At 63.1% G+C, this 22,990-nt stretch carries 20 protein-coding genes and 1 pseudogene; 8 read left to right on the top strand and 13 right to left on the bottom strand.

The window, feature by feature from the left end; translation table 11 throughout:
* Positions 1-67: 67 nt before the first annotated feature.
* Both cra and ACF8GB_RS17470 read left to right on the top strand, forming a co-directional pair.
* Entirely contained in the window at positions 68-1,063 is a 996-nt protein-coding gene (gene cra, locus ACF8GB_RS17465; RefSeq protein ID WP_058605850.1) for a catabolite repressor/activator, read from the top strand.
* Between the two features lie 2 nt (positions 1,064-1,065).
* The gene (locus tag ACF8GB_RS17470; RefSeq protein ID WP_058639473.1) at positions 1,066-1,854 is read left to right on the top strand and encodes a TatD family hydrolase; all 789 of its coding nucleotides are present in this window, start codon (positions 1,066-1,068) and stop codon (positions 1,852-1,854) included.
* A 24-nt stretch (positions 1,855-1,878) separates the two neighbouring features.
* On the opposite strand, the gene ampE is transcribed toward ACF8GB_RS17470, so the two are convergent.
* From ampE to ACF8GB_RS17485, 3 genes are all read right to left on the bottom strand, one after another.
* Positions 1,879-2,718: a regulatory signaling modulator protein AmpE gene (gene ampE / locus ACF8GB_RS17475; protein ID WP_196121971.1), complete on the bottom strand. Its 840-nt coding sequence runs from the start codon at positions 2,716-2,718 to the stop codon at positions 1,879-1,881.
* Between the two features lie 3 nt (positions 2,719-2,721).
* Complete coding sequence (ampD, locus tag ACF8GB_RS17480; RefSeq protein ID WP_196186333.1) at positions 2,722-3,288, bottom strand: 1,6-anhydro-N-acetylmuramyl-L-alanine amidase AmpD; 567 nt, start codon at positions 3,286-3,288, stop codon at positions 2,722-2,724.
* A gap of 74 nt (positions 3,289-3,362) precedes the next feature.
* Positions 3,363-5,516, bottom strand: a complete 2,154-nt coding sequence (locus tag ACF8GB_RS17485) for a DUF1631 domain-containing protein (RefSeq protein WP_392527373.1) — start codon at positions 5,514-5,516, stop codon at positions 3,363-3,365.
* A gap of 242 nt (positions 5,517-5,758) precedes the next feature.
* Here ACF8GB_RS17485 and nadC point away from each other — a divergent pair, with 242 nt between their 5' ends.
* The gene (nadC, locus tag ACF8GB_RS17490; protein ID WP_058605854.1) at positions 5,759-6,607 is read left to right on the top strand and encodes a carboxylating nicotinate-nucleotide diphosphorylase; all 849 of its coding nucleotides are present in this window, start codon (positions 5,759-5,761) and stop codon (positions 6,605-6,607) included.
* Between the two features lie 32 nt (positions 6,608-6,639).
* On the opposite strand, the gene trxB is transcribed toward nadC, so the two are convergent.
* Positions 6,640-7,602, bottom strand: coding sequence for a thioredoxin-disulfide reductase (trxB, locus tag ACF8GB_RS17495; RefSeq protein WP_058639474.1), 963 nt, complete (start codon positions 7,600-7,602; stop codon positions 6,640-6,642).
* A 289-nt stretch (positions 7,603-7,891) separates the two neighbouring features.
* Here trxB and cysZ point away from each other — a divergent pair, with 289 nt between their 5' ends.
* Both cysZ and ACF8GB_RS17505 read left to right on the top strand, forming a co-directional pair.
* The gene (cysZ, locus tag ACF8GB_RS17500; protein ID WP_058605855.1) at positions 7,892-8,656 is read left to right on the top strand and encodes a sulfate transporter CysZ; all 765 of its coding nucleotides are present in this window, start codon (positions 7,892-7,894) and stop codon (positions 8,654-8,656) included.
* A 43-nt stretch (positions 8,657-8,699) separates the two neighbouring features.
* Positions 8,700-8,915 carry a TIGR02450 family Trp-rich protein gene (locus ACF8GB_RS17505; protein WP_023534670.1) on the top strand — a complete coding sequence of 72 codons (216 nt, stop codon included), beginning with the start codon at positions 8,700-8,702 and terminating at the stop codon, positions 8,913-8,915.
* A gap of 123 nt (positions 8,916-9,038) precedes the next feature.
* On the opposite strand, the gene ACF8GB_RS17510 is transcribed toward ACF8GB_RS17505, so the two are convergent.
* Both ACF8GB_RS17510 and ACF8GB_RS17515 read right to left on the bottom strand, forming a co-directional pair.
* A complete protein-coding gene (locus ACF8GB_RS17510; protein ID WP_392527387.1) occupies positions 9,039-9,584 on the bottom strand; it encodes a methyl-accepting chemotaxis protein in 546 nt (181 codons plus the stop codon).
* Positions 9,579-10,394 (bottom strand): annotated as a pseudogene (locus ACF8GB_RS17515) (PAS domain-containing protein); the annotation flags it as partial. The gene ACF8GB_RS17510 and the pseudogene ACF8GB_RS17515, both read right to left, overlap by 6 nt.
* Positions 10,395-10,528: 134 nt before the next feature.
* On the opposite strand from ACF8GB_RS17515, the gene ACF8GB_RS17520 reads away from it, so the two are divergent.
* Positions 10,529-11,719, top strand: a complete 1,191-nt coding sequence (locus tag ACF8GB_RS17520; RefSeq protein ID WP_326383386.1) for a glycosyltransferase family 1 protein — start codon at positions 10,529-10,531, stop codon at positions 11,717-11,719.
* Between the two features lie 38 nt (positions 11,720-11,757).
* Here ACF8GB_RS17520 and ACF8GB_RS17525 read toward each other — a convergent pair whose 3' ends face one another.
* Both ACF8GB_RS17525 and ACF8GB_RS17530 read right to left on the bottom strand, forming a co-directional pair.
* Complete coding sequence (locus ACF8GB_RS17525) at positions 11,758-12,240, bottom strand: glutathione peroxidase (protein WP_058605857.1); 483 nt, start codon at positions 12,238-12,240, stop codon at positions 11,758-11,760.
* 145 nt (positions 12,241-12,385) lie between these two features.
* Complete coding sequence (locus ACF8GB_RS17530; RefSeq protein WP_058605858.1) at positions 12,386-12,871, bottom strand: peptidylprolyl isomerase; 486 nt, start codon at positions 12,869-12,871, stop codon at positions 12,386-12,388.
* Here ACF8GB_RS17530 and ACF8GB_RS17535 point away from each other — a divergent pair.
* Positions 12,870-13,172 carry a DUF3565 domain-containing protein gene (locus ACF8GB_RS17535; RefSeq protein WP_058639476.1) on the top strand — a complete coding sequence of 101 codons (303 nt, stop codon included), beginning with the start codon at positions 12,870-12,872 and terminating at the stop codon, positions 13,170-13,172. The genes ACF8GB_RS17530 and ACF8GB_RS17535 overlap by 2 nt on opposite strands.
* A 31-nt stretch (positions 13,173-13,203) precedes the next feature.
* Positions 13,204-15,291, top strand: coding sequence for a phosphate acetyltransferase (gene pta / locus ACF8GB_RS17540; protein WP_058639447.1), 2,088 nt, complete (start codon positions 13,204-13,206; stop codon positions 15,289-15,291).
* A gap of 34 nt (positions 15,292-15,325) precedes the next feature.
* On the opposite strand, the gene ACF8GB_RS17545 is transcribed toward pta, so the two are convergent.
* The 5 genes from ACF8GB_RS17545 to ACF8GB_RS17565 all read right to left on the bottom strand — a co-directional run bounded on the left by ACF8GB_RS17545 (position 15,326) and on the right by ACF8GB_RS17565 (position 22,974).
* A complete protein-coding gene (locus tag ACF8GB_RS17545) occupies positions 15,326-16,042 on the bottom strand; it encodes an OmpA family protein (RefSeq protein ID WP_023534691.1) in 717 nt (238 codons plus the stop codon).
* 126 nt (positions 16,043-16,168) lie between these two features.
* On the bottom strand, positions 16,169-16,861 hold the full coding sequence (locus tag ACF8GB_RS17550) for a sensor histidine kinase KdpD (RefSeq protein ID WP_058639448.1): 693 nt from the start codon (positions 16,859-16,861) through the stop codon (positions 16,169-16,171).
* Positions 16,858-18,465 carry a tetratricopeptide repeat-containing response regulator gene (locus tag ACF8GB_RS17555; protein ID WP_058605873.1) on the bottom strand — a complete coding sequence of 536 codons (1,608 nt, stop codon included), beginning with the start codon at positions 18,463-18,465 and terminating at the stop codon, positions 16,858-16,860. Before ACF8GB_RS17555 ends, ACF8GB_RS17550 begins: the two co-directional genes overlap by 4 nt.
* 158 nt (positions 18,466-18,623) lie before the next feature.
* Positions 18,624-21,338, bottom strand: a complete 2,715-nt coding sequence (locus ACF8GB_RS17560; protein ID WP_392527376.1) for a LuxR C-terminal-related transcriptional regulator — start codon at positions 21,336-21,338, stop codon at positions 18,624-18,626.
* Positions 21,339-21,609: 271 nt separating this feature from the next.
* Positions 21,610-22,974 carry a DUF1329 domain-containing protein gene (locus tag ACF8GB_RS17565; RefSeq protein WP_392527378.1) on the bottom strand — a complete coding sequence of 455 codons (1,365 nt, stop codon included), beginning with the start codon at positions 22,972-22,974 and terminating at the stop codon, positions 21,610-21,612.
* Positions 22,975-22,990 lie beyond the last annotated feature (16 nt).

Genomic DNA, 22,990 nt, shown 5'->3' on the forward strand with positions numbered 1-22,990 from the left:
GCGGTATCAGGGTCAAACTGCCTGGTCATCGCCTACAGCCAGCTTTGGTCATAACAAGGAAAACTCGGTGAAACTCAGCGATATCGCCCGCCTGGCCGGTGTGTCCGTCACTACCGCCAGCTACGTCATCAATGGCAAGGCCGAACAGCAACGCATCAGCAACAGCACCGTGGAGCGCGTGCAGGCGGTGGTGCAGGCCCATGGATTTACGCCCAACCCTCAGGCCGCTGGCCTGCGCAGCCGGCATACCCGCACGCTGGGCTTCATCCTCCCGGACCTTGAGAACCCCAGCTACGCGCGTATTGCCAAGCGCCTTGAGCAAGGGGCTCGGGCCCGGGGCTACCAGTTGCTGATCGCCAGCAGTGACGACCAGCCCGACAGCGAGCGCCAGTTGCAGCAGCTGTTCCGGGCGCGCCGGTGCGATGCCTTGTTCGTGGCCAGCTGCCTGCCGCCGCACGATCAGAGCTACCGCGAGTTGCAAGACAAGGGCCTGCCGGTCATTGCCATCGACCGAGGCCTGGACCCCCGGTATTTCTGCTCGGTGATCAGCGATGACCATGATGCCAGTCGTCGTCTGGCCGCCAGCCTGTTGAGCACCTCGCCAGGCAGCATTGCCTTGATCGGCGCACGCCCTGAACTGTCGGTTAGCCAGGCCCGCGCCGGTGGCTTCGACGATGCGCTACAGGGCTTTGCCGGTGAGGTGCGCCGCTACCAGGGCGAAGCGTTCAGCCGAGAGTGCGGGCAGCGCCTCATGCAGCAATTGATCGATGAGCTGGGTGGCCTGCCCGATGCCTTGATCACCACTTCGTACGTGCTCCTGCAGGGAGTGTTCGACGCGCTGCACGCCCAGCCCACCGAGTCGCGCAGGTTGCAGCTGGGTACATTCGGCGACAACCAGTTGCTCGACTTCTTGCCGCTGCCGGTCAATGCCATGGCCCAACGTCACGGGGACATGGCCGCCAAGGCACTGGAACTGGCCCTTGCCGCGATTGAAGAAAAACGCTACGAACCAGGCGTGCATGCGGTCTCGCGCACCTTCAAGCAACGAATCGACCCGTCATGAACCTGCGTCTGATCGACACCCACACGCACCTGGACTTCCCGGACTTCGACGCCGACCGCCCGAGCCTGATGGCCCGTGCAAGCGCGCAAGGCGTCGAGCGAATGGTGGTGCTGGGGGTTCATCAGGCCAACTTTCAGCGGGTATGGGACCTGGCCTGCAGCGACTCGCGCCTGGCCGCGGCGCTTGGCCTGCACCCGGTCTACCTTGAAGATCATCAACCGAGCCACATCGAGCAGTTGCGCGCCTGGTTGGAGCGCTTGCGTGGCGATAGCCGCCTGTGTGCGCTGGGCGAGTTCGGACTGGATTACTACCTCCCTGAACTGGACAAGGCTCGTCAGCAGGACGTGTTCGAAGCGCAGTTGCAAATGGCGTGCGACTTCCAGCTACCGGCCCTGCTGCACGTGCGCCGCAGCCATGCCCAGGTGATTGCCACCCTCAAGCGCTACAAGCCCATGCGGGCGGGTATCATCCATGCATTCGCCGGCAGTTACGAAGAGGCACGTGAGTACATCAAGCTAGGCTTTCGGCTTGGGTTGGGCGGCGCGGCGACCTGGCCCCAGGCCTTGCGGCTGCGCCGTACGATTGCCCGCTTACCGCTCGACAGCGTGGTGCTGGAGACCGACGCACCGGACATGGCGCCGGTCATGCATCCGGGGGTGCGCAACAGCCCCGAGCACCTGCCAGACATCGCACAATCGCTGGCCGAGTCGATGGGCGTGCCCGTCGAGCAATTGGCCGAAGCGAGCACGCGCAATGCCTGCGAGCTGTTCGGTTGGCAAGCCCTGCATTGATTCGCGCCGGCCCGCCCCGCGCGGTCAGGCCAACACGGTCCACAACGCGAAAGCGGCATACCACAGCACACCACAACGCAGCACCAGGTCCCATAGGCCATCCAGGCGTCGCATTCCGCAATCATTCTCACTGGCAGTGCCGGCATCACTGCCGTCATCAGCCATACGCCCGACGCGGGCTACCAGGTGCGCGGCAGTGACATGCCAGTTCAACAACTCGTGCAATATTTCGCGGGCAACGGCCACGAAGTTGCCGACCAGGGCAAAGCTCAATGCCACCACCCTGACCGGCACCCAGTCCATGAGGTGGCGAAGCTGCTCGGCGCGGTGCTGGAGTGCGGGTCGCTGACTGTGCGCTTGGCACAACGCCAGAAGGCGGTAAGCCAGGGCAACGGCCGGCCCCAGCAGGAAGTACCAGAAGATGACGGCGAAAAAGCCCTGGTAGGCCTCCCACAGCAACCTGCTTTGCAGGCGTTCGAGCAGGCTGCGTGGCCCATCGGCCACTACGCCAAGGTCACGTGCGGCCACGTGCAGCGCGGCCTGTTCATCGCCCCTGTGCCAGGCGTCACGCACGGGCCCGAGGGAAGCCTTGGCATTGCCACGTCCCAGGCTATAAACCAGCACCAGAAGATGCACTGGCAGGGCCAGCAGGCCGTAGGCAACGGGCTCAAGCACATGTAACAGCAGTGTCAGCACCAGCACCGGAGCCAGCACCACAGCGGCCAGTACCCACCCTACAGGCAGCCCACCTTTGCGCTCAAGGCGCGCCAGTTCGCCAAGGAAGAAACCGTCACGCTGGACCAGATGGCGCAAGCCCGAAAATTTCTCGAACCACAGCACCAGGATCAATACCAGAAAACTCATGCCTCAGCCCTCCTCGCGCTGTAACGCCTGGCGGTACCGCGCCCAGTCGAAGGCAGGGCCGGGGTCGGTCTTGCGCTGGGGGGCAATGTCGCTGTGCCCTTGGATACGCTCGGGTGCGATGGCCGGCCAGGCCTTGCGGATGTGCCGCGTCAAGCGGTCGAGGGTCAGGTACTGCGCATCGGTATACGGTATCTCGTCAGTGCCCTCCAGCTCGATGCCGATCGAGAAATCGTTACAGCCCTCACGGCCGTCGAAACAGGAGACGCCGGCATGCCAGGCCCGATCATGCAACGAGACGAACTGGGTCACCGCCCCCCCACGCTCGACGAACAGGTGTGCAGATACCTTCAGGTGCTCGATGCTGGCGAAATACGGGTGTGCGTTCGGGTCGAGCCGGTTCTGAAAGAACGCCTGGACGTAACCGCCGCCAAAGTTGGCCGGCGGCAAGCTGATGTTGTGAAGCACCAGCAGAGAAATCTGCTCACCTTGCGGGCGGGCGTTGAAATTCGGTGAGGGGCAGTGGGTGATTCCGTCTCCGTGGAACCAGCCAGTGGCACGGTCCAATTGCATGAGGGGCCTGTCCTGAAAAGTGCTGCACAGAGCGTCAGTATGCCCTGCTGCCGCTAGCGTTGACACGGTAATCATCACAAAGCAGCCAGCCCGCTCCTGTGCAAATCCTCTATGACCGCTTCCAGGGCGCGCTCGAACAAAGGACCGTCATCCAATACGCGAACGGTGCCGGCTTCCAGGGCCTGGGTAAGGCCTGCGCCACTCCACTCCCGCACTTTCATGCCGCTGCGATTTGCAAAGACGAGCTTGTCGCAACTGTCCAGGCGTGCCACCAACTTGCAGCGCTGAATGCCACTGTCATCGGACACTTCAATCCAGGTACCCATGCGCAAGCGTTGCACCTTCTGCGAGACCTTGACCTTGCCCTTGTCACCGGCCGGTTGCTGCCCAGGTCCGTCTGCCTCTTCGGCCAACGCCAACAGGATGTCCTGGGTGACCAGGATGTCGTCCTCGTCGGCCTCAGCGCCACCTGCATAAGCACGTATGTGCAGTTGTTCGAGTTTGCGGAAAAATTCACGGGTCACCAGCGAGTCGGTTCCGACACTGGCCAGCCCATCGCGCAACGACTTGAGCAACGGTGGTACCTGATGCACCAGGGCCTGCGGCTGAAGCGATGGCGTCACACTGGCCAGCAAGGTATCGAGGGTCTGCAGCGCACTGCGCCAGCCCAGAGACGCTTCGCCGTGTCTGAGCCAAGCCAGCATCATCACCTGGCTCCAGTTGTTGATCAGCATCCGTACCACTGCCTGGGGCCAGACCCGTCCCCGCAGGCGCTGGCTGAGCACGTGTTGCACCTGTCGCCTGGCAAGCGATGCATTGGCCCGCCCCTCTTCGGCGTCCCGGGTGCGCTGCTCGAACAACTCGGTACGCCGCCGTTCATGCTGGGTCTGCCCGAGCAAGTCCTCAAGTAGCTCACCGAACAGACTCGTGTCTTCGGCAAAGTCGATGAGCAGGCGCTGAACCACACGTTCAGCGCGCAGTTGCAACGCATCACCCTGCTCTTGCTCGCGCGGGTCGCAGCCGAGCCCCGCCGCCGCCATTTCGTTGAGCAGCCGCCGGGCGGGATGACTGGCGCGGCTGAGCAGCCCCCTGTCCAGCAGCGCCACCTTGAGCAGCGGGATCTGCAGGCGCGCCAGCACGGCTCGCAGGCAGGGGGGTAGATTGTCGTCGCGAGCAATAAACCTGAACACGTGATCGATCAGGTTGATCATGTCTTCGTCGTCCCCGCCAATAAAGCGGCGGGTACCGCTACGCACGCTGATGGTCAGCAGCAATTGCTCCACTTGCTGGCCAAGGGCGAAATCGTCAGCCGCATCGGGCTCTGGCACATAGTGCTGCAGATGTGAGAGTAACCGCAGCAGATCGGCTCTGCTGACCGGCTGGGCGCCGGCCGGTGCCTCCAGGCGAGGCGCGAACAAACCACGTGCGGATCGCAGAAGCGGTTGCAGGCAGGCGAACAACGCATCGCCTGCGGTATCTTCGCTCGCTTCAGGCTCATGGTAGGAGCGCTCGTCCGGCTCCGCCAGCAAGTAACTGTCCCCGGCTCGTCGGCAAGGCGTCGGTGGCAGCTGACCCAGCACGCCTGCCGCAATCAGCAGCCTGTTGGCTTCGCCATAGATGACTTGCGCGTCGCACAATACATACCGTTCGAACAGCTTGAGCAGCACCAGCTTAACGCGCGGCCCTACACCCAGGCTTTGTCCGGCCTCGAGAAAGCAGCGGCACAAGGCAATCGGGTTCAGGGGGTTGCACTGCTCAGGCACATGACGTTCGAGCAGCGTCTGCAAGCGCAGGCCCAGCTGCTGTAGCGCGACGCCATCACGGGCCTTTACCCTGGTCACCATCGCCTCCACTGCTGCTGCACGCTCGGACTGACCGGGGGTAAACGACAATACGGGAGCGACGGTTGCCGGGGTATGCTCAGGCTCGGCCAAGCGCGCGAAGGCATCATGGACGGTATCGAGAAACAGCCGCTCGATGCTCTTGCGCTTGAGTCGCAAGTCGCGCATGGCTTCGAAATACAGGTGCTGAGCGAACCGGTCCGCGGCCTTGTCGGCCATTTCGAACAGGGTATCGTCGGCATTGTCGAACAGCGCCTGCAAACCCTGGCGCAGTTGCAGGGCGGCCTGATCGCGCACCTGCAGCAGCGCGATGGGCAGACTCGTGGCGGGCGTGCGCCGTCCATGTTCAGCCGCCGCCAAGGGCACTACCTTGCCCTCTTTGTGCATCCTGTACTCCTTGCAGGGTGTCGGGCCTAGACGCGGCCAGTTTCGCCAATAGCATGACGCCAAATATCAGACAGCATTATCAGGAATTATTCCTTTTACTGCCAGACGCGTTTCCTTGCTAAATGTCTTGACCCTGTACAGGCAGTGATTGCTCAACCCGTTGCGTCATGGCAGCCGAGCACCGGCTGTACAGGCCTGCGCCCTGCCCTATAATCGCGGGCATCTCGCTTGTGGAGCCAACCATGCCTAACCTACGCCTTGCCGACCTCACCGCCGAAATCGAAGCCAACGTGCGCCGTGCGTTGCTGGAGGACATCGGCAGCGGCGACATCACCGCCCAGCTCATCCCGGCCGAGCGGCTGGCCAAGGCAACGATCATTACCCGCGAAGCGTGTGTGGTGGCCGGTACGGCCTGGGTCGATGCGGTGTTTCGTCAACTCGATCCACGCGTAGCCGTGCACTGGCAGGTGGTCGACGGCGATCGCGCCCAGCCCAACCAACCGCTGTTCCACCTGGAAGGCCCGGCGCGCGCGCTGCTCAGCGGCGAGCGCAGTGCACTCAACTTCCTGCAGATGCTGTCCGGGGTCGCCACGCGCGCGCGCACGTTGGCGGATCTGGTCCAAGGCACTCACGTACAGTTGCTGGACACCCGCAAGACCTTGCCGGGCCTGCGCCTGGCGCAAAAGTACGCAGTGACCTGTGGCGGCTGCTACAACCACCGCATAGGCCTGTATGACGCTTTCCTGATCAAGGAAAACCATATCGCCGCCTGTGGTGGCGTCGCCGAGGCGGTACAAGCCGCACACCGCATCGCCCCCGGCAAGCCGGTGGAAATCGAGGTGGAAAGCCTGGAGGAATTGCATCAGGCGCTAAGCGCGGGTGCCGACATCATCATGCTCGATGAGCTGACGCTCGACGAGATGAAAGAAGCCGTCGGGATCACCGCTGGCAAGGCCAAGCTGGAGGCCAGTGGCGGCGTCAGCGAAACGACCCTGCGGGCCATCGCCGAAACCGGTGTGGACTACATCTCGATAGGTTCGATGACCAAGGATGTGCGAGCGGTCGACCTGTCGATGCGCCTGAGCCTGTAACACGGGGCCGCCAGGCGGCCCCGGTTGAGGGATCAGAACGAGGCGTTGGCCAAGCCGTCCAGGTAGCGCTCGACGTCCAGGGCGGCCATGCAACCAGCACCGGCCGAGGTGATGGCCTGACGGTAGACATGGTCAGCCACGTCACCTGCGGCGAACACACCCGCGACGTTGGTGGCGGTGGCGTTGCCTTCACGGCCGCCGCTGACCACCAGGTAGCCGTCCTTGAGGGTCAGCTGGCCTTCGAACAGCGAGGTGTTCGGGGTGTGGCCGATGGCGATGAACACGCCATCTACCTTGATCTCGTCAGTGCTGCCATCGTTGTTCTTCAAGCGCGCGCCGGTCACACCCATGTTGTCGCCCAGGACTTCATCCAGGGTAGCGTTGAGCTTGAGTTCGATCTTGCCTTCGGCGACGCGGGCATGCAGCTTGTCGACCAGGATCTTCTCGGCGCGGAACGTATCGCGGCGGTGCACCAGGGTTACCTTGCTGGCAATGTTCGCCAGGTACAGCGCCTCTTCAACGGCCGTGTTGCCGCCGCCAACCACTGCGACCGGCTTGTTGCGGTAGAAGAAACCATCGCAGGTGGCGCAGGCCGATACGCCCTTGCCCATGAACGCTTCTTCCGACGGCAGGCCCAGGTAGCGAGCACTGGCGCCAGTGGCCACGATCAGGGCGTCGCAGGTGTAGGTGCCGCTGTCGCCGGTCAGGGTGAACGGCTTGTTGGCCAGGTCCACGGCATTGATGTGATCGAAGACGATTTCAGTCTCGAAACGCTCGGCGTGCTCTTGCATGCGTTGCATCAGTGCCGGGCCGGTCAGGCCGTGCGGGTCGCCTGGCCAGTTGTCGACTTCGGTGGTGGTGGTCAATTGGCCACCGGCCTGCATGCCAGTGATCAGCAGCGGCTTGAGGTTGGCACGGGCCGCATAGACCGCTGCGCTGTAACCGGCAGGGCCGGAGCCCAGAATGATGACGCGCGAATGACGTGCTTCGGACATGTCGAACTCCTGTCGAGCGGGCTGAAAAGGCCAGCTGTGCAAATGAAGTAGGGCCTGCACCACGGGCAGGCCGGTGACGCTGAAATATGAGCGCACTGTAGCGAGGTGGCAAAGAGTAAGGAAATATCCTTAGACAATCCACCTCATAGCCATCGTCTATGCGCGTCGTTGCGTTGGCAGGGTCCGATCATTGGCTTTTGTTACCACCGGTTTCACCCAGATGGCGCAGCTTCCGCATCCCCCTGAAACTCGGTAATGTCTGCCAACCAACTTTTCTGCGGAGTGATACATGCAAGCCCCCGTTCTTTCCGGGCCGCAGTACCTGCGCGAAGGCCTGAAGCTGATCCTGAGCCCTGGCCTGCGCTTGTTCGTGCTGCTGCCGCTGACCATCAACCTGCTGCTGTTCGGTGGCCTCATCTATTTTGCCGGCCACCAGTTCAGCCAGTGGCTGGACGCGCTGGTGCCCACCCTGCCAAGCTGGCTCAGCTTTCTGACCTATATCCTCTGGCCCCTGTTCGTGGTGTTGCTGGTGCTGATGGTGTTCTTCACCTTTACCCTGGTGGCCAACATCATCGCCGCGCCGTTCAATGGCTTTCTGGCTGAAAAGGTGGAAGTGGTGGTGCGCGGCGACGATCACTTCCCGGCCTTCAGCTGGGCCGAGCTGCTGGCGATGATCCCCCGCACACTGGGCCGCGAAATGCGCAAGCTCGGCTACTTCCTGCCGCGCGCCACCGGCTTGTTCATCCTGTCGTTGATCCCGGTGGTCAACGTGGTCGCCGCGCCGCTTTGGCTGATTTTCGGCGTGTGGATGATGGCCATCCAATACATCGACTACCCGGCCGACAACAATAAGATGAGCTGGCAGGACATGCTCGCCTGGCTTCGGGAAAAACGCTGGCAGTCCCTGGGCTTTGGCGGGGTGACCTACCTGGCGTTGCTGATCCCGGGGGTGAACGTGGTGATGATGCCGGCGGCGGTGGCTGGGGCTACCTTGTTCTGGGTGCGTGAGAACGGGAATGCACGGGCCGTGAACACACCTGCGCATCGAGCCTGAGCCTGTCCCAGGCGTTACCCTACCTCATCTACAGGAGCAGACCATGAACCGCTTCAGTCCCGCCAAACTCAAGCTGTCGAAATGGACCGCGACGCAGCCGGTGAACCGTGAAAAGCACTTCCTGGTCACCGACCTGGAGCACGACGAAGCGGGCGTGCTGCTGCGTGTGGAACTGCAGGCGGTGCACAGCGGGCGCAGCGAGTGGCTGGATTGGCGGGTGCTGCGCGACGCCCAGGTATGGGCGATGGGCTGGCGATGAGCGAGTGACTGACCGAACCGGCCGCGTGCCCGTCAGGCAGCGGCCGATCTTAGGCGCGTCCAACGGGAGCGCCGCCGCGTCGCCTCACCATGGAACACAACCGGCCTGCACAACTGCCCGGCATCACTGCCCCAGGCGGCTGGAAAACTGCCCCACCACATCTACCACCCGCCTGGCCCCTTCCTGGATTTCCTCGATCACGTTTCCGGTCTGGTCCGCCAGCGCGCGGCCTTCTTCGGCCTGGCGCTTGCTGGTGTCGATGATCGACACTGCAGCCTGGGCCAACTGCTCGTTTTGCTGTACCACACGGGCTATTTCCTCGGTAGCCGTGCTGGTGCGCGAGGCCAGCTGACGCACCTCATCGGCCACCACCGCAAAGCCCCGCCCCTGCTCGCCAGCACGGGCGGCTTCGATGGCGGCGTTGAGCGCCAGCAAGTTGGTCTGCCCGGCGATATCGCTGATGGTCTTGATGATCGAACCGATGACCCGCGACTGGGTGTCCAGCGCCTGGATGCCTTCGGCAGCCTGAAGCATCGAGGATTCGAGCCCACGCATGACGCTGACGCTCTGCCCGACCACCTCTGTGGCCCGACGGGCGCTGGTGTCCGTTTCCCGGGAGGTGTTGTAGGCAACGTCCGCCGCCTGGGCCACCGCTTGCTCCTGGTTCACCTGATCGGTGATGACCGTGGCGAACTTGACCACTTTGTACAGCTCATCGTGGGCGTTGAAGATCGGGTTGTAGGAAGCTTCCAGCCAGATCACCCGGCCATGGGCATCGATCCGACGGAAGCGTTCGGCAATGTACTCACCGCGGCGAAGCTTGTCCCAGAATGCCTGGTAGGCGGGTGAGTTGACCTCGGCAGGTTCGCAGAACATGCGGTGGTGCTTGCCACGGATCTGATCCAGCCGGTACCCCACTGCCGACAGGAAGCGCTCGTTGGCGGTCAGGATCATGCCATCGAGGTCGAACTCGATAACCGCCGTCGAGCGCATCAGCGCCTTGATCAGGCTCTCGTGCTCCCGGGAGGTGATGATGGTACGGGTCAGGTCGCTCGAATGCAGGGTGAAATACTTGATGCGCCCGTCGCTACCCTTCACAGGTTGCAGGATCGAACGTAGCCAGGCTTCCTGGCCGTCCCCGCGCAGCAGGCGAAACGCGCCATTGAAATGCTCGCCCCGGCTGATGGCATTTTTCATGCGCTGGTGAAAATCCAGTGATTTGACGTGGGCAGGCACGATGTCGTCGATGTTGCGCCCAAGCAATTGGTCAGCCCGATACAGCATCTCGGTTTCGAAATTGCCATTGACCAGTTCGATCCGACCGGCAGGGTCGAGTTGCAGCACCAGCATCTCGCTGTCCAGGCTGCTCTTGATCTGGTCGATGATCATCAGTTCTTCACGCAACTGCCGGATTTCTTGCTTGAGCTTGTTGTTGAACATCACCGCTCTCCTGGAGCGTGGGGGCGAATGCAACTGCATCGGCGGGCAACTGCGCCTCTTGAGTGCAGCCGTGATGAATATTCGTGCGCGTTACAGGCGTCATGCCCCCCTGCATCATGCCGACGTCACTTCGCCGTCATGCCCCGGCAATGCAGCAGGTGGATAGTCTGTTCATGAATACACCTGCTCTGCACATCTGCCTCGTCAGCGATACCTTCGCCCCGCACGTCAACGGCGTGGCCTGCACACTGTTGAACCTGAGCGAAGGGCTGCGCCTGCGTGGCCATCACGTCAGGATCGTGCGCCCCCGACAGCCAGGAGAGCAGGCTTCGGGGCACAACCCTGGCGTGCGACTGTGGCGCGACTGGCCACTGCCCGGCTATCCGGGTTTGCAACGGGACAAGGTCTCCCTGCGCACGCTGGCAAGGCACTGGCGCCGGCAACGGCCTGACGTCATTTACATCGCCACTGAAGGCCCCCTGGGGCTGAGCGCATTACGCACTGCTCGGCGTTTAGGGATCGCCGTTGTTAGCGGATTGCATACCCACGTTGCGCACCTTTCAGGGCAACACGGCATGGGCGTAGTGGGACGCCTGCTAAGCCTTTACCTGCGCTGGTTTCATCGCCGGGCCGTCTTGACGCTCGTGCCCAGCTTGAGCCAACGGCGTTGGCTGGAGCGCCGCGGCTTCGAGCGGCTGGTGCACATGCCGCACGGTGTGGACGCGGAGCTGTTCAACCCGGCCCGTCGCAGCCAGGCGCTGCGCGAACACTGGGGTCTGGGCCACGATGATATCGCCGTCTTGCATGTGGGACGGTTGGCACCGGAGAAAAACCTGGGGCTTTTGCAAAGCTGTTTCGAGGCTTTGCAACGGGCGTTGCCACAGCGAAGGGTACGCCTGATCCTGGTGGGGGACGGGCCACTGCGGGGGAAGCTACAGCAGCAGGTCCCCGGGGCTGTGCTATGCGGCGTCCAGCGAGGCGAACAACTGGCCGAGCACTATGCCAGCAGTGACCTGTTTCTGTTCCCCAGCCTGATCGAGACGTTTGGCCGTGTGGTGCTCGAAGCCATGGCGTCAGGGTTGGCGGTGGTCGCTTATGACCAGGCAACGGCTGCGCAGCACATCGGCCATGGCCACAATGGGGCGCTGGCCATGCCAGGGGATGCGGCAGCCTTCATCGATGCCGCTTGCTGGCTGTTGCAAGACAGCGAGACCCTGCGGCGGGTGAGGCTCAACGCTCGACAGCATGCCAGCCACCAGGGGTGGTCGAAAATCGTCGACCAGTTCGAAGCGCACCTGCTCAGCGCTTCACAGAGCGTTCATGCGCGCCAAGCGACCTCGATACAGCCCATGCCGCCGCTGTGAAGCCACTGCAGCGGCCGAGGTGAGCACCCGGTGCATGATTAGCCCAGGGCCTTTTCGATGGCCTGGACCACCCCAGGGTCATCCGGCGCCGTGCGCGGGGAGAAGCGCGCCAATACCCGCCCGTCCTTGCCCACCAGGAATTTCTCGAAATTCCAGGTAATGTCCCCTGGAAACTCCGCGCCCTCGCCCGCCAGAAGACGATACATCGAATGGCGCTGGGGCCCGTTCACATCGAGCTTGGCGCCGAGCGGAAAGCTCACGCCGTAGTTCATGCTGCAGAATTCCTGGATCTGCGCTTCGCTCCCCGGCTCCTGCCCTGCGAACTGATTGCAGGGCAGGCCAAGGACCGTGAAGCCTTTGTCCTTGTACGTCTGGTAGAGCTGCTCAAGCGCCGCGTACTGAGGTGTCAGGCCGCACTTGGAGGCCACGTTGACCACCAGCACTACCTGCCCCTTGTACGGTTTCAAGGACAGATCGCCACCGTCAAGCGCGTTCAACTTCAGGTCGTGAAATGCACTCATGCTGTAATCCCCTTTTCAGGCCGCCGACGGCACCTGGGCAAATTGCGCCCACTAAAAAGGCGTTCGTTCAAGCCGTCGCCTTCCTGGGGAAGGCAGGGCGGCTTGCCCGAACGCCTGGCGACTTTCTGAGCTTAGCGCAGAAAGATCAGTGGTGATGGCCACCTTCACCGTGGATGTGACGGTGAGCGATTTCTTCTTCGCTGGCGTCACGTACGTCAACGACCTTGACCTGGAAGTTCAGGCGCTGGCCGGCCAGTGGGTGGTTGCCATCGACGGTCACGTCGTCGCCGTCCACGTCACGGATGGTGACGATCTGCATCTGGCCATCGGGGGCCGAGGCGTGGAACTGCATGCCCACTTCCAGCTCGTCGACGCCTTCGAACAGGCTGCGGTTCAGGGTACTGACCAGCTCGGCCAGGTATTCGCCGTAGGCCTCTTCAGGCTCGATGGAAACGGTCAGCTCGTCGCCGGCCTGTTTGCCTTCCAGGGCTTTTTCCAGGCCTGGGATGATGTTGCCGGCACCTTGCAGGTAAACCAGCGGCGCGCCACCGGCGGAGCTGTCGATGGTCTCCCCGGCGTCGTTAGTCAGGGTATAGTCGATGGAGACAGCCTTGTTGGCGGCGATCAGCATGGGGCAAGACCTTTTGCAAAAGAATGTAGAACGCACAAGTGTAACCAAGCCATCGCCCGATTGCGAACCTCGCCTGGATCCGCCCATGCCCATCAGTCGGATCATCGCTTTTTCCCAGGATGCCGAAGGCCACTGGGTCGCCCAGTTGAGCTGTGGCCACACCCAGCACCTGCGCCACGTGCCGCCCTGGCAGCTGCGCCCATGGGTGCTCGACCCCGAACAGCGAGCGCAGCGCATTGGCCAGGCGTTCCCGTGCGGTTGGTGCGCACAGGGTGCCGATAGCGCTACCCTTGATCGCTGATCCCTTGCACCGCTTATTTCGAGAAGCACGCATGCAGACTTTTTTCATCGCACCAACCGACTTTGGCGTCGGCCTTACGTCCATCAGCCTGGGCCTTGTGCGCACGCTGGAGCGCGCCGGCCTGAAAGTGGGCTTCTTCAAGCCTGTTGCCCAGCCCCACCCGGGCGACACCGGCCCGGAGCGCTCCACCGAGCTGATCGCTCGTACCCACGGCATCATGCCGCCGACGCCGCTGAGCCTGGCCCAGGTCGAACGGATGCTGGGCGATGGTCAGCTGGACGAGCTGCTCGAGTCGATCGTTCGCCTGTACCAGCAGGCTTGTGTCGGCAACGACGTGGTAGTGGTCGAGGGCATGGTCCCTACCCGTCACGCCAGCTACGCAGCCCGCGTGAACCTGCACCTTGCCAAGAGCCTGGATGCCGAAGTGATCCTGGTATCGGCCGCCGAACAGGAAGTGCTCAGTGAACTGTCCGGCAGGGTCGAGCTGCAGGCCCAGCTGTTCGGAGGCCCGCGCGACCCCAAGGTGCTGGGTGTGATCCTGAACAAGGTGCGCACCGACCAGAGCATGGAGCAATTCTCAACGCGTCTGCGTGAGCACTCGCCGCTGCTGCGCGGCAATGATTTCCGCCTGATCGGCTGCATTCCCTATCAGCCGGAGCTCAATGCCCCGCGCACGCGGGATGTGGCAGAGCTGCTCGGGGCCCAGGTCCTCAATGCCGGTGACTTTGAGCAGCGCCGTATGACCAAGATCATCATCTGCGCCCGCACGGTGGCCAATACCGTGCCACTGCTGACATCTGGAACGTTGGTGGTGACGCCCGGCGATCGCGACGACATCATCCTCGCCGTGAGCCTGGCAGCGATCAACGGCGTGCCGTTGGCAGGCCTGCTGCTGACCAGCGACAGCAAGCCCGATGCGCGCATCTTGGGGCTATGCCGCGGAGCGCTGCAGGCAGGGTTGCCGATCCTGTCGGTCAGCACAGGGTCATATGACACCGCCAACCAGCTCAATGCCCTGAACAGGGAAATCCCGGTCGATGACCGCGAGCGCGCCGAGTTCATCACCGACTTCGTGGCCAGCCACCTTGACGGCGCCTGGTTGAGCCAGCGCTGCGGCGCTCCGCGCGAGATGCGCCTGTCACCTGCGGTATTTCGCTATCAACTGATCCAGCGCGCGCAGCAGGCCAACAAACGTATCGTCCTGCCCGAAGGGGCCGAGCCGCTGCTGGTGCAGGCGGCGGCCATCTGCCAGGCACGCGGCATTGCCCGCTGCGTGCTGCTCGCAAAGCCTGAAGCGGTCGATGCCGTGGCCCGAGCCCAGGGCATCACCCTGCCCGAAGGGCTGGAGGTGTTGGACCCGGACCTGATCCGCGAGCGCTATGTCGAGCCCATGGTGGCGCTGCGCAAGAGCAAGAACCTCAACGCACCGATGGCCGAACAACAGCTTGAAGACCCGGTGGTCATCGGCACCATGATGCTGGCCCTGGACGAAGTCGATGGCCTGGTCTCGGGTCTGGTGCATTCGACGGCCAATACCATCCGTCCTGCATTACAGCTGATCAAGACCGCACCGGGCGCCAGCCTGGTTTCTTCGGTCTTCTTCATGCTGTTTCCGGACCAGGTGCTGGTCTACGGCGACTGCGTGATGAACCCCCACCCCAATGCCGCCGAACTCGCCGAGATCGCGCGCCAGAGTGCTGCATCTGCACATACCTTCGGCATCACGCCACGGGTCGCGATGATCAGTTATTCAAGCGATTCGGCAAGCGACGAGGAGGTGGAAAAAGTGCGAGAGGCCACACGCATGGCCAGGGAGGGCGCCGAACAGCTGTTGATCGATGGGCCGCTGCAATACGATGCGGCTGTCAACCCGGCCGTTGCACGCGACCTGGCGCCGGGCAGTCAGGTGGCCGGTCGCGCCACGGTGTTCGTGTTCCCGGACCTGAACACCGGCAATACCACACACAAGGCCGTGCAGCGCAGTACCGACGGCGTGAGCCTCGGGCCCATGCTGCAGGGGCTGCGCAAACCGGTGAACGATCTACCGCGCGGGGCACAGGTCGACGACATTGTGCACACCATTGCCCTGACCGCCATTCAGGCAAGCGAGGTGCGCTGAATGCGGGGGCCATCAAGTGGCCCCCACCTTCGGGTCAGGGATACTGCTGAACCTGGCCCTGCTGCTGGTCGTACTGCTGGCCAGGGATCGGCTTGAGGTTCACTTCCACGCGGCGGTTCTGCGCGCGGCCATTGGCATCGGCGTTGCTGGCGATCGGTTGATCCGGGCCCATGCCGCGCACGGTGACCCGCGAGGCATCCACACCCTGGGAAGTCAGGTAGCTGCTGACGGCCTGGGCACGACGCTGGGACAGGTCCATGTTGTGCTGACGGCTACCGGTGCTGTCAGTGAAACCCACCACTTCGATGTTGTTCTGGTTGAACTGCTTGAACGAGCCGGCCAGGTTGTTCAGCGGTGCGTAGAAGCTTGGCGAGATGTTGGCCGAATCGGTGGCGAAGGTGATGTTGCCGGGCATGATCAGTTTGATCTGGTCGCCCTGGCGCTGAACCTCGACCCCGGTGTTGGCCATTTTCGCGCGCAGTTCGGCTTCCTGCTTGTCGGCGTAGTAGCCGTAGCCGGCCGCCGCGGCGCCAATGGCCGCAGCGCCGATCAGTGCACCCTTGCCACGGTGATTGTGATCGATCGCGGCGCCGGCCACGGCACCGGCCAGGGCACCCAGGCCACCGTACTTGGCGGTCTTGCTCATGCCGCCGGCCTCTTGCCCCTGGTTCTCATAGGGGTTTTGCCCCGCACAGCCGGTCATCAGGGCAGCAGTGGTTGCGACGATAATCAGGCGACGCATGGTGAACATGGGCAAGCTCCTCGTGTTGGTCATGTATGCCGTAGGTCTGGAACGGCTCTATGTCAGGCTTGGAGTGTCTTGCCGGGTGAAAATTCCGCGCCCGCCTGCGCATTTGTGCACCGCTCTGTTCACCCTTCAGGGCAAATACAACCGGAACAGGCCGCCCCCGAGCGCGCCCCCGTTGGAGATATCAATGCGGCCCTGCACGCCGCCGCTTTCATGCAAGGCCGCAATGCGCGCAGCGAAATACAAGCCAAGGCCCGTGCTGCCACTGGTGGAGTCGATGCCCTGGATGTATTCCTGTTGCCGTTCGATCATGCGCGCCGGGTAGCCGGGCCCGTCATCGTTAATGCAGATGACCAGTTGGTTGTCGGCCTCCTCGATGGTGATCAACAGGGCCTTTTCGGCGAACCGCGTGGCATTGGTAATGACGTTGGTCACAACCGATGCCACCAGCTCGCGATCGAAAAAGCCCAGGGGATTATCGGTATCGATGCGCCACTTCGCCTCGATGGCATTGTGCTGCAAGACTTCTTCGTGGGCTGCCAACTGCGCCTCGATGAAGTCGTCGAGTTCGTGGTAGTCCGGGCATACCGGCAGTTGATTCACACCGAGCTTGTACAAGCCCAGCAACTGCACCAGCATGCCATTGAGGTGCCGGAACTCATGCTCCATCACCCCCTGTTCCGCGCCACCGCGCAGCTCTTCGGGCAAGCGCTGGACCCACTGGCCGTGGGACTGGATCAGTGCCGAGAGCGAATTCTTCAGGTCGTGCACGGTGGAGGCGATCACCGTGGAAAAATCCAGCCCCTGATTATCAAGATTCATGCGCCGAACACCCGGGTATGCAGTTTGCGGTAGCGGTCATAGCGGTTATCGCTGGCGGGGATACCGGCCACGCTGGTCAAGGCGTCGCGGCATTCCTGCATGATCGCAGGCTGAGGATTCTCTCCGCCAATGCGCAGCAGCGCCTGGGCGGTATTGAGGGCGATACTGATGTTCCTGGGCTGCAGGCCCAACGCTTTACGGAACAGCTGCAACGCCTCGCCGAGCTGACCTCCCTGGTAACTGCGCACGCCCTGACGATTGAGCGTAACGGCTTCGGTGATGGCGTTCAGCACACTGGGGTCATCCGTCAGCTGGCCTACTCTTTCCATGACTTTGGGGTCGTCGCCATAACTCTCCACACAACTTCTGAGCACGCCGATGGCCGCGGCATCCTGCCCCGACGCCTGCAATTGCCGGGCAACGGTCAGGGCCGCATCGACCGAGAAGAACTGGTTCATCTTTTCCAGGCGCTGGACGGCCTGGTCGGTCAGCTTGGCCGCGGTCTCCGGATCGCCGGCCTGCTGCAGGCTGGCGGCTTTCATCATGCGGGCACGCACCTGAAGGCCTTGGTCTTCCGGGTTTTCCTTGGCCACCTCGCTGAGCGTGGTGTTGATCTCGACCCGGGTGCGAGCGTCCAGACCGAAGCCTGCATTACGGCTCATCAACGCCTGCACCAGGCCCAGATTGTTCTCGGCATCCTTGTAGCGTGAGCTCTGCCCCTGATTCACGGCGTGCCGGAACGCCTTGGACGCGCTGTCGAAGTCTTCGTTGGCCAACGCCAGCTTGCCCAGCTTCGATTGGCGCCGAACCGATAACGGCGAAAGCCGCACGGCCTCCTCCAATAGCCCTTGGGCGCGCTTGGTTTCGCCTTGCGCCTCCAGCACATCGGCCATGCCGTCGTAGAGACTGGGCATGATCGGGAAGGCCTTGAGCGCCTGCTCGTAGACGGCCTGGGCCTGGGCATGCTGGCCGCGCTTGTGCATCAGGCTGCCCAATGCCGCATAGACCCAGGGCTGCGGGCGGCTGGCGAGAATGGCCTTGAGAAACTTCTCGAGCTCTTCGAAGCGGTTGAGGTTGCGCAGCGCATCGGCCCGGTAGCGCAGGCACAGCGGCGCCAGGCGCGGGTCGCGCTTGCACAGCTCGGCACAGGCTGCCAGCACTTCGCCTGGGCGGTTGCGGTCCAGTGCCTGGAGAATCGGTTTCAACAGCGCCTTGCGCTGGTAGAGCTTTTCCACGCGCTGGGCAAGGCCTACCCGGTTAAAGGGCTTGGTCAGGTAGGCGTCGGGCTCGTGCTCGATGGCGCTCAGTACAATGGCCTGGCTGCTTTCGGCAGTGACCATGATGAACACGCATTCGTGGCTGATGTGCTTGTCGATGATCAGGTCTTCGAGCACCTGCTGGCCGTTTTTCTTGCCATCGCCCAAGTGAAAGTCTTGCAGGATGCAGTCATAACGCTTCTGGGCGCACATGCGTAGCGCCTGCTCGCCACTGTCGGCGGTGTCCACGTCGCGAACACCCAGCTCGCGCAGCATGGAGCGGGTCGACGTGCGAAAGTCGGTGAAGTCGTCAACGATCAGAAAACTCTTTTGCCCGAACTGCAGCATCAACACGACCTGCCCTGGAAGAAATGGAAAGATGGCACGAGGCGAACCACCGAACGCTGTATCGGCAGGCGGTCGGAAAAGATAAGCGTAGCGTACGCGCCACTTCAAAGGTGGCATCAGGCCAGCATTTTAGCCACCCGCCGCACCCCCTGCCAGTGTCACTCCAGCAAGCCAAGTGCCTTGGCCTTGGCTACGGCCTGGGTGCGGCGCTCGACCCCTAGCTTGCTGTTGATGTGGCTGGCGTGCGTCTTGACCGTGTGTAGCGAGATGAACAGCCGCTCGCTGATCTGCTGGTTCGACCAGCCCTGGGCGATCAGCTCAAGCACAGCCCGTTCGCGGCTACTGAGTGCATCAGCACTGGCGGTGGTGCATGGTAAGCCGGGCAACCGTTCGAGCAGCTGGGCCCGAACCGAACTGTTGTCGCTGCCCTGGACCTGCTCGCGCAGCCACTGCGGGTAGCGTTGCAGCAGTTCCTGGAACGGCTGCAGAACACCGCCACTGGCCGCCTGCAGCAGCGCCGGCAGCAACCGTGCTGCCTGTGCCTGATGCCCCTGGTCAAGGTGCAAGGCGATCAACGGGCACATAGCGCTCACTGTCAGCATCATGCCCCCACAGCCCTGGCCGCGCTCGGCAAGCTGTTCAAGGTTGCGTGCCGCCTGCGCCTCACGCCCCTGAATGCGGTCAAGTGCGGCTTGCTGCAACGCGACATGGCAGGGCAACAACGGGTGGAATTCGGGCGCCAGGGCCGCCTGCGCACCGCCGTAAGTCTGCCCCAGGCGCGACAGCCAGGATTCGGCAAGGTCCATGCGCCCTTGCGCGAGCCAGAGCTCGCATTTGACCAAGGTGATCATCGCCAGGTAGTACACAGGTGGCACGTCCCAGATGTGCATCAGGCGCTCGGCTTCGGCGAGTTCAGTGAACGCTTCGGCGAAGCGCCCTTCCCGTCCGTCGAGCATGGCAATCACGCAATGACCGATAAGCACACTGATGTCACGGCAGGCACGTGCCTCGCCCAGGCCATCACGCAGCCGAGCCAGGCCCTGCTCCGGACACAGGCGCGCGACCAGCAGATAGCCTTCGTACAAGGTCAGCCGCGCCCGGATTGCATACAACCGCTGTGCAGACAACCCGTGCAAACGCTGTAGCCCTTCACGCACTTCGCCCAGTGCACGCACGACCTCGCCTCGGGCGTGCAATACCCGGGCCCTGTCGTAGTGGGCCAGGGCCTCGAACAGGGGGTTGCCGACGCGCTGCGCCAGCTCCAGCGCTTCCCGGTTCCAGCCCCGCGCACGCCAGAAGTCGCCCTCGGCGATTGCCAGGTTCGACAACGTCGACAGGCACACCAGGCGCTGGCCATACCGTTTGCAGGGCAGGCTCTGCAGTGCTTCGGTGCAGCAGGTCAGGGTGCGTTCACGATCGCCCCGGCCCCTGGCGATCACGCCGCTCAGTGCCAGCCACTGGGCGAGCATGGACTTCTGGGCAGTGGCAGAAGGCGCCGGCAGAAAGCGCCCCAGATGGCTTGCCAGTTCCTCGGCAGCGTCGAGCTGACACGCCAGGCCAAGGGCCCAGCTGTACAACACGATCAGGCGCGGTGTGCTGACCAACAGGCTGTCGGGCAGGTCCATTTTCCAACGCAGCAGCATCGCGACGTTCTGCTCGGCCAGCAGTTGCTCTTCGGACAAGCTTTGCACAAGGTCGGCCGCCGCGTTCAGGTCGCCCCCGCGCAACGCCTGCTCCACCGCCTCGTCCAGCAAGCCCTGGGACTGGAACCAGCAAGAGGCGCGCAGGTGCCGCTCGGTCAAAGGCTCGCGTGCCTGGCGGCTGCGAAGCAGGTCGGAAAACAGATGGTGGTAGCGAAACCACTGGCCGTGCTCATCCAGTGGCACCAGAAACACCTGGTGCGATTGCAGAAAATCCAGGATGGCGCTGCTGTCCTGTTGCAGCCGTACCGCGTCGCACAGGGGCGCGCAGAAGCGTTCCAGGCATGCCGTCTCGTCGAGAAAGCGCTGCACAGGCGCCGGCAGTATGTCGATCACCTCTTCGAGCAGGTAATCGCGGATCAGGCCTTCGCCACCGTGCAACGCCTGGGGCAGAACGTTTTCATCGCTGGACTCGCTAGCGGCCAGCTGCCAGAAACGCAGCCCGGCCACCCAGCCATCGCTGCGCTGGATGAGGTTGTCCAGCGCCTGGCCACGCAGCCCAGTGGGCCTGCGCCCCAGCACCGCCAGCGACTCTTCGGCGGTCAGGCGCAGGTCCTGCTCGCTCAGCTCGGCCAATTGCCGGGACAGGCGAAGGCGTGCCAGGTGCCAGTCCGGGCGCTGACGGCTGGTCACCAGCAGCACGAGGCCTGCGGGCAAGTGATTGAGGAAGAATTGCAGGCAGTGGTCCAGGACGGGACCTTGGGCAAGGTGGTAGTCGTCCAGCACCACCAGCAAGGGCGACTCGCTGCGCAAGTGCAGCGCCAACGCGTCGAGCACCGTGCCAAGCCACGGCTCGAAAGCAAACGGCTGGTGGCGCTGGCGCATCTTCAACAACCCCATCGCCTGCTCTCCCATGGCTGAGCAGTGCTGCTGCAACCCGTCGAGCAGACGCTCCAGAAAGCGCCCGGGATCGGCATCTCGCTGGCTCAAGCCCAACCACAGCGTGCGCCAGTGGGCAGGCAGCGTCTCGCAGAACTCGATGGCCAGTGAACTCTTGCCGAAGCCTGCTGGCGCACTGATCAGCAGCAACCGCCCACCCAGCCCGGCTTGCAGGCGCTGGCACAGGCGCTGACGCGGGACATGGCCATCGGGCAAGGGCGGTCGAAAGAAATGCTCGTCCATCAGGCCCACGGCCTGGCTGGTGCATCCATGCGTACGGGACAGATCTGTCATGGCCGGCTCGTTCTGGGTGGACAAATACGGCGTAGGGGTGGTTGCGAGACTAGCGGTTAACGCCTTCCATTTGAAGTTGGCCTGGAGACTGCGCCGGAAAAAGACTACGACAAAAAGCAACAGCGCCGATCGACGCGCGCTGGAATGGGGGGTTTGGCGGGGTATTCAGACGGTTTATCGCAATGGCCCGGCGCTTCTGCCGGGGGCTGGCACCCCCTGCATTGGCGCGATGGGGCCACCGAGGGTGGCCCTGTCACTTACTTCTTCGGTATCAGCGGATGCCTGACTGACGCAGGGCCGCAGGCTGGAAGTCGGCCTTGCTGGCAGTGAAGCCGAAGTCGTAGGCACGTTTTTCTTCGTTCTTCATGCCCAGGGCCAGGTAGCGCCCCGATTGCAGATCATAGATGGCTTCCAGGGTGATCCATGGCACCTCGACGTTGTAGTACGGCTGCGCATGGGCTTCAGACACACGCCAGAGCTGGTTGCGCCCGTCATACTGGTCGATCACGGCGGCTTGCCAGGTGTCTTCGTCGATGTAGAAGTCACGCTTGGCATAGATGTGTCGCTGGCCGGGCTTGAGCGTGGCCACCACATGCCAGACGCGACGCAACTCGTAACGTGCTAGGTCCTGGTTGATGTGCCCTGCCTTGATGATGTCGGCGTACTTGAGTTTCGGGTCGTCGAGCTTGAAGGCGTTGGAGGCGATGTACAGTTCCTTCTTGCCTTCGAGCTTCCAGTCATAGCGGTCCGGGGCGCCGTTGAACATGTCGAGGTTATCGGAGGTTCGCAGGCCGTCTGCAGCGGTCCCCGGGCCGTCGTACGACACCTGCGGCGCCTGGCGCACGCGGCGTTGACCGGCGTTGTAGATCCACGCCTTGCGCGGCTCCTTGACCTGGTCGAGGGTCTCGTGAACCAGCAGCACGGTGCCTGCAAGGCGAGCTGGCGCAGTCACTTCCTGCTTGAAGTAGAACAGGATGTTCCCTGGATTGTTGGAGTCGTAGTCTTTCATTCGATCACGGAACACGAACTGATCGGAGAACGACACCGGGTTGAATGATCCATTCTGCTGCGGGGTCGCCTGGATGACCTGGCGGCTCACGCTGCCGCCACGGTAGCGGGTGATGTGGTTCCAGATCACTTCCAGACCGTTCTGCGGGATAGGGAACGGCACCGCCGTGCGGAAGTTGTTCAGGCCGTTACCCCCCTCCACCAGGGTGGCCTGAGTGGCGTTTTCCTTGATTGCAGCGAACACCTCGGCCGGTACCGTGGCCCCACGGTGCGTCTTGTAGACGGGAAGCTTATAGGTGTCCGGGTAGCGCTTGAGCATGGCCATCTGGCCTGGGGACAGCTTGTCCTTGTACTGCTCGGCGTTCTGCGCGGTGATGGTGAACAGCGGTTTCTCGGTACCGTAGGGGTCGGCGAGGAAACCTTTGCCATCGACGCTGCCGGCCGTCTTCGAGAGCGGCTGCCATGGCCCGATGGAGCCATCGGCATTACCGGCCTTTTCCGCGCCCATGGGGGTCAGGGTGGCACCCAACTTGGCCGCTTCGCCGGCCGGTACTGCCGCCATCACGCTGGTTGCCAGCAGGGACAGGCCCAGTACACCGGCTTGCAGCAGACTTCTGGTGTTGTTCATGTCGTGTCGTCCTGGA

The sequence above is a fragment of the Pseudomonas sp. xss_4 genome (assembly GCF_043104125.1).
Taxonomy (GTDB): domain Bacteria; phylum Pseudomonadota; class Gammaproteobacteria; order Pseudomonadales; family Pseudomonadaceae; genus Aquipseudomonas; species Aquipseudomonas parafulva_B.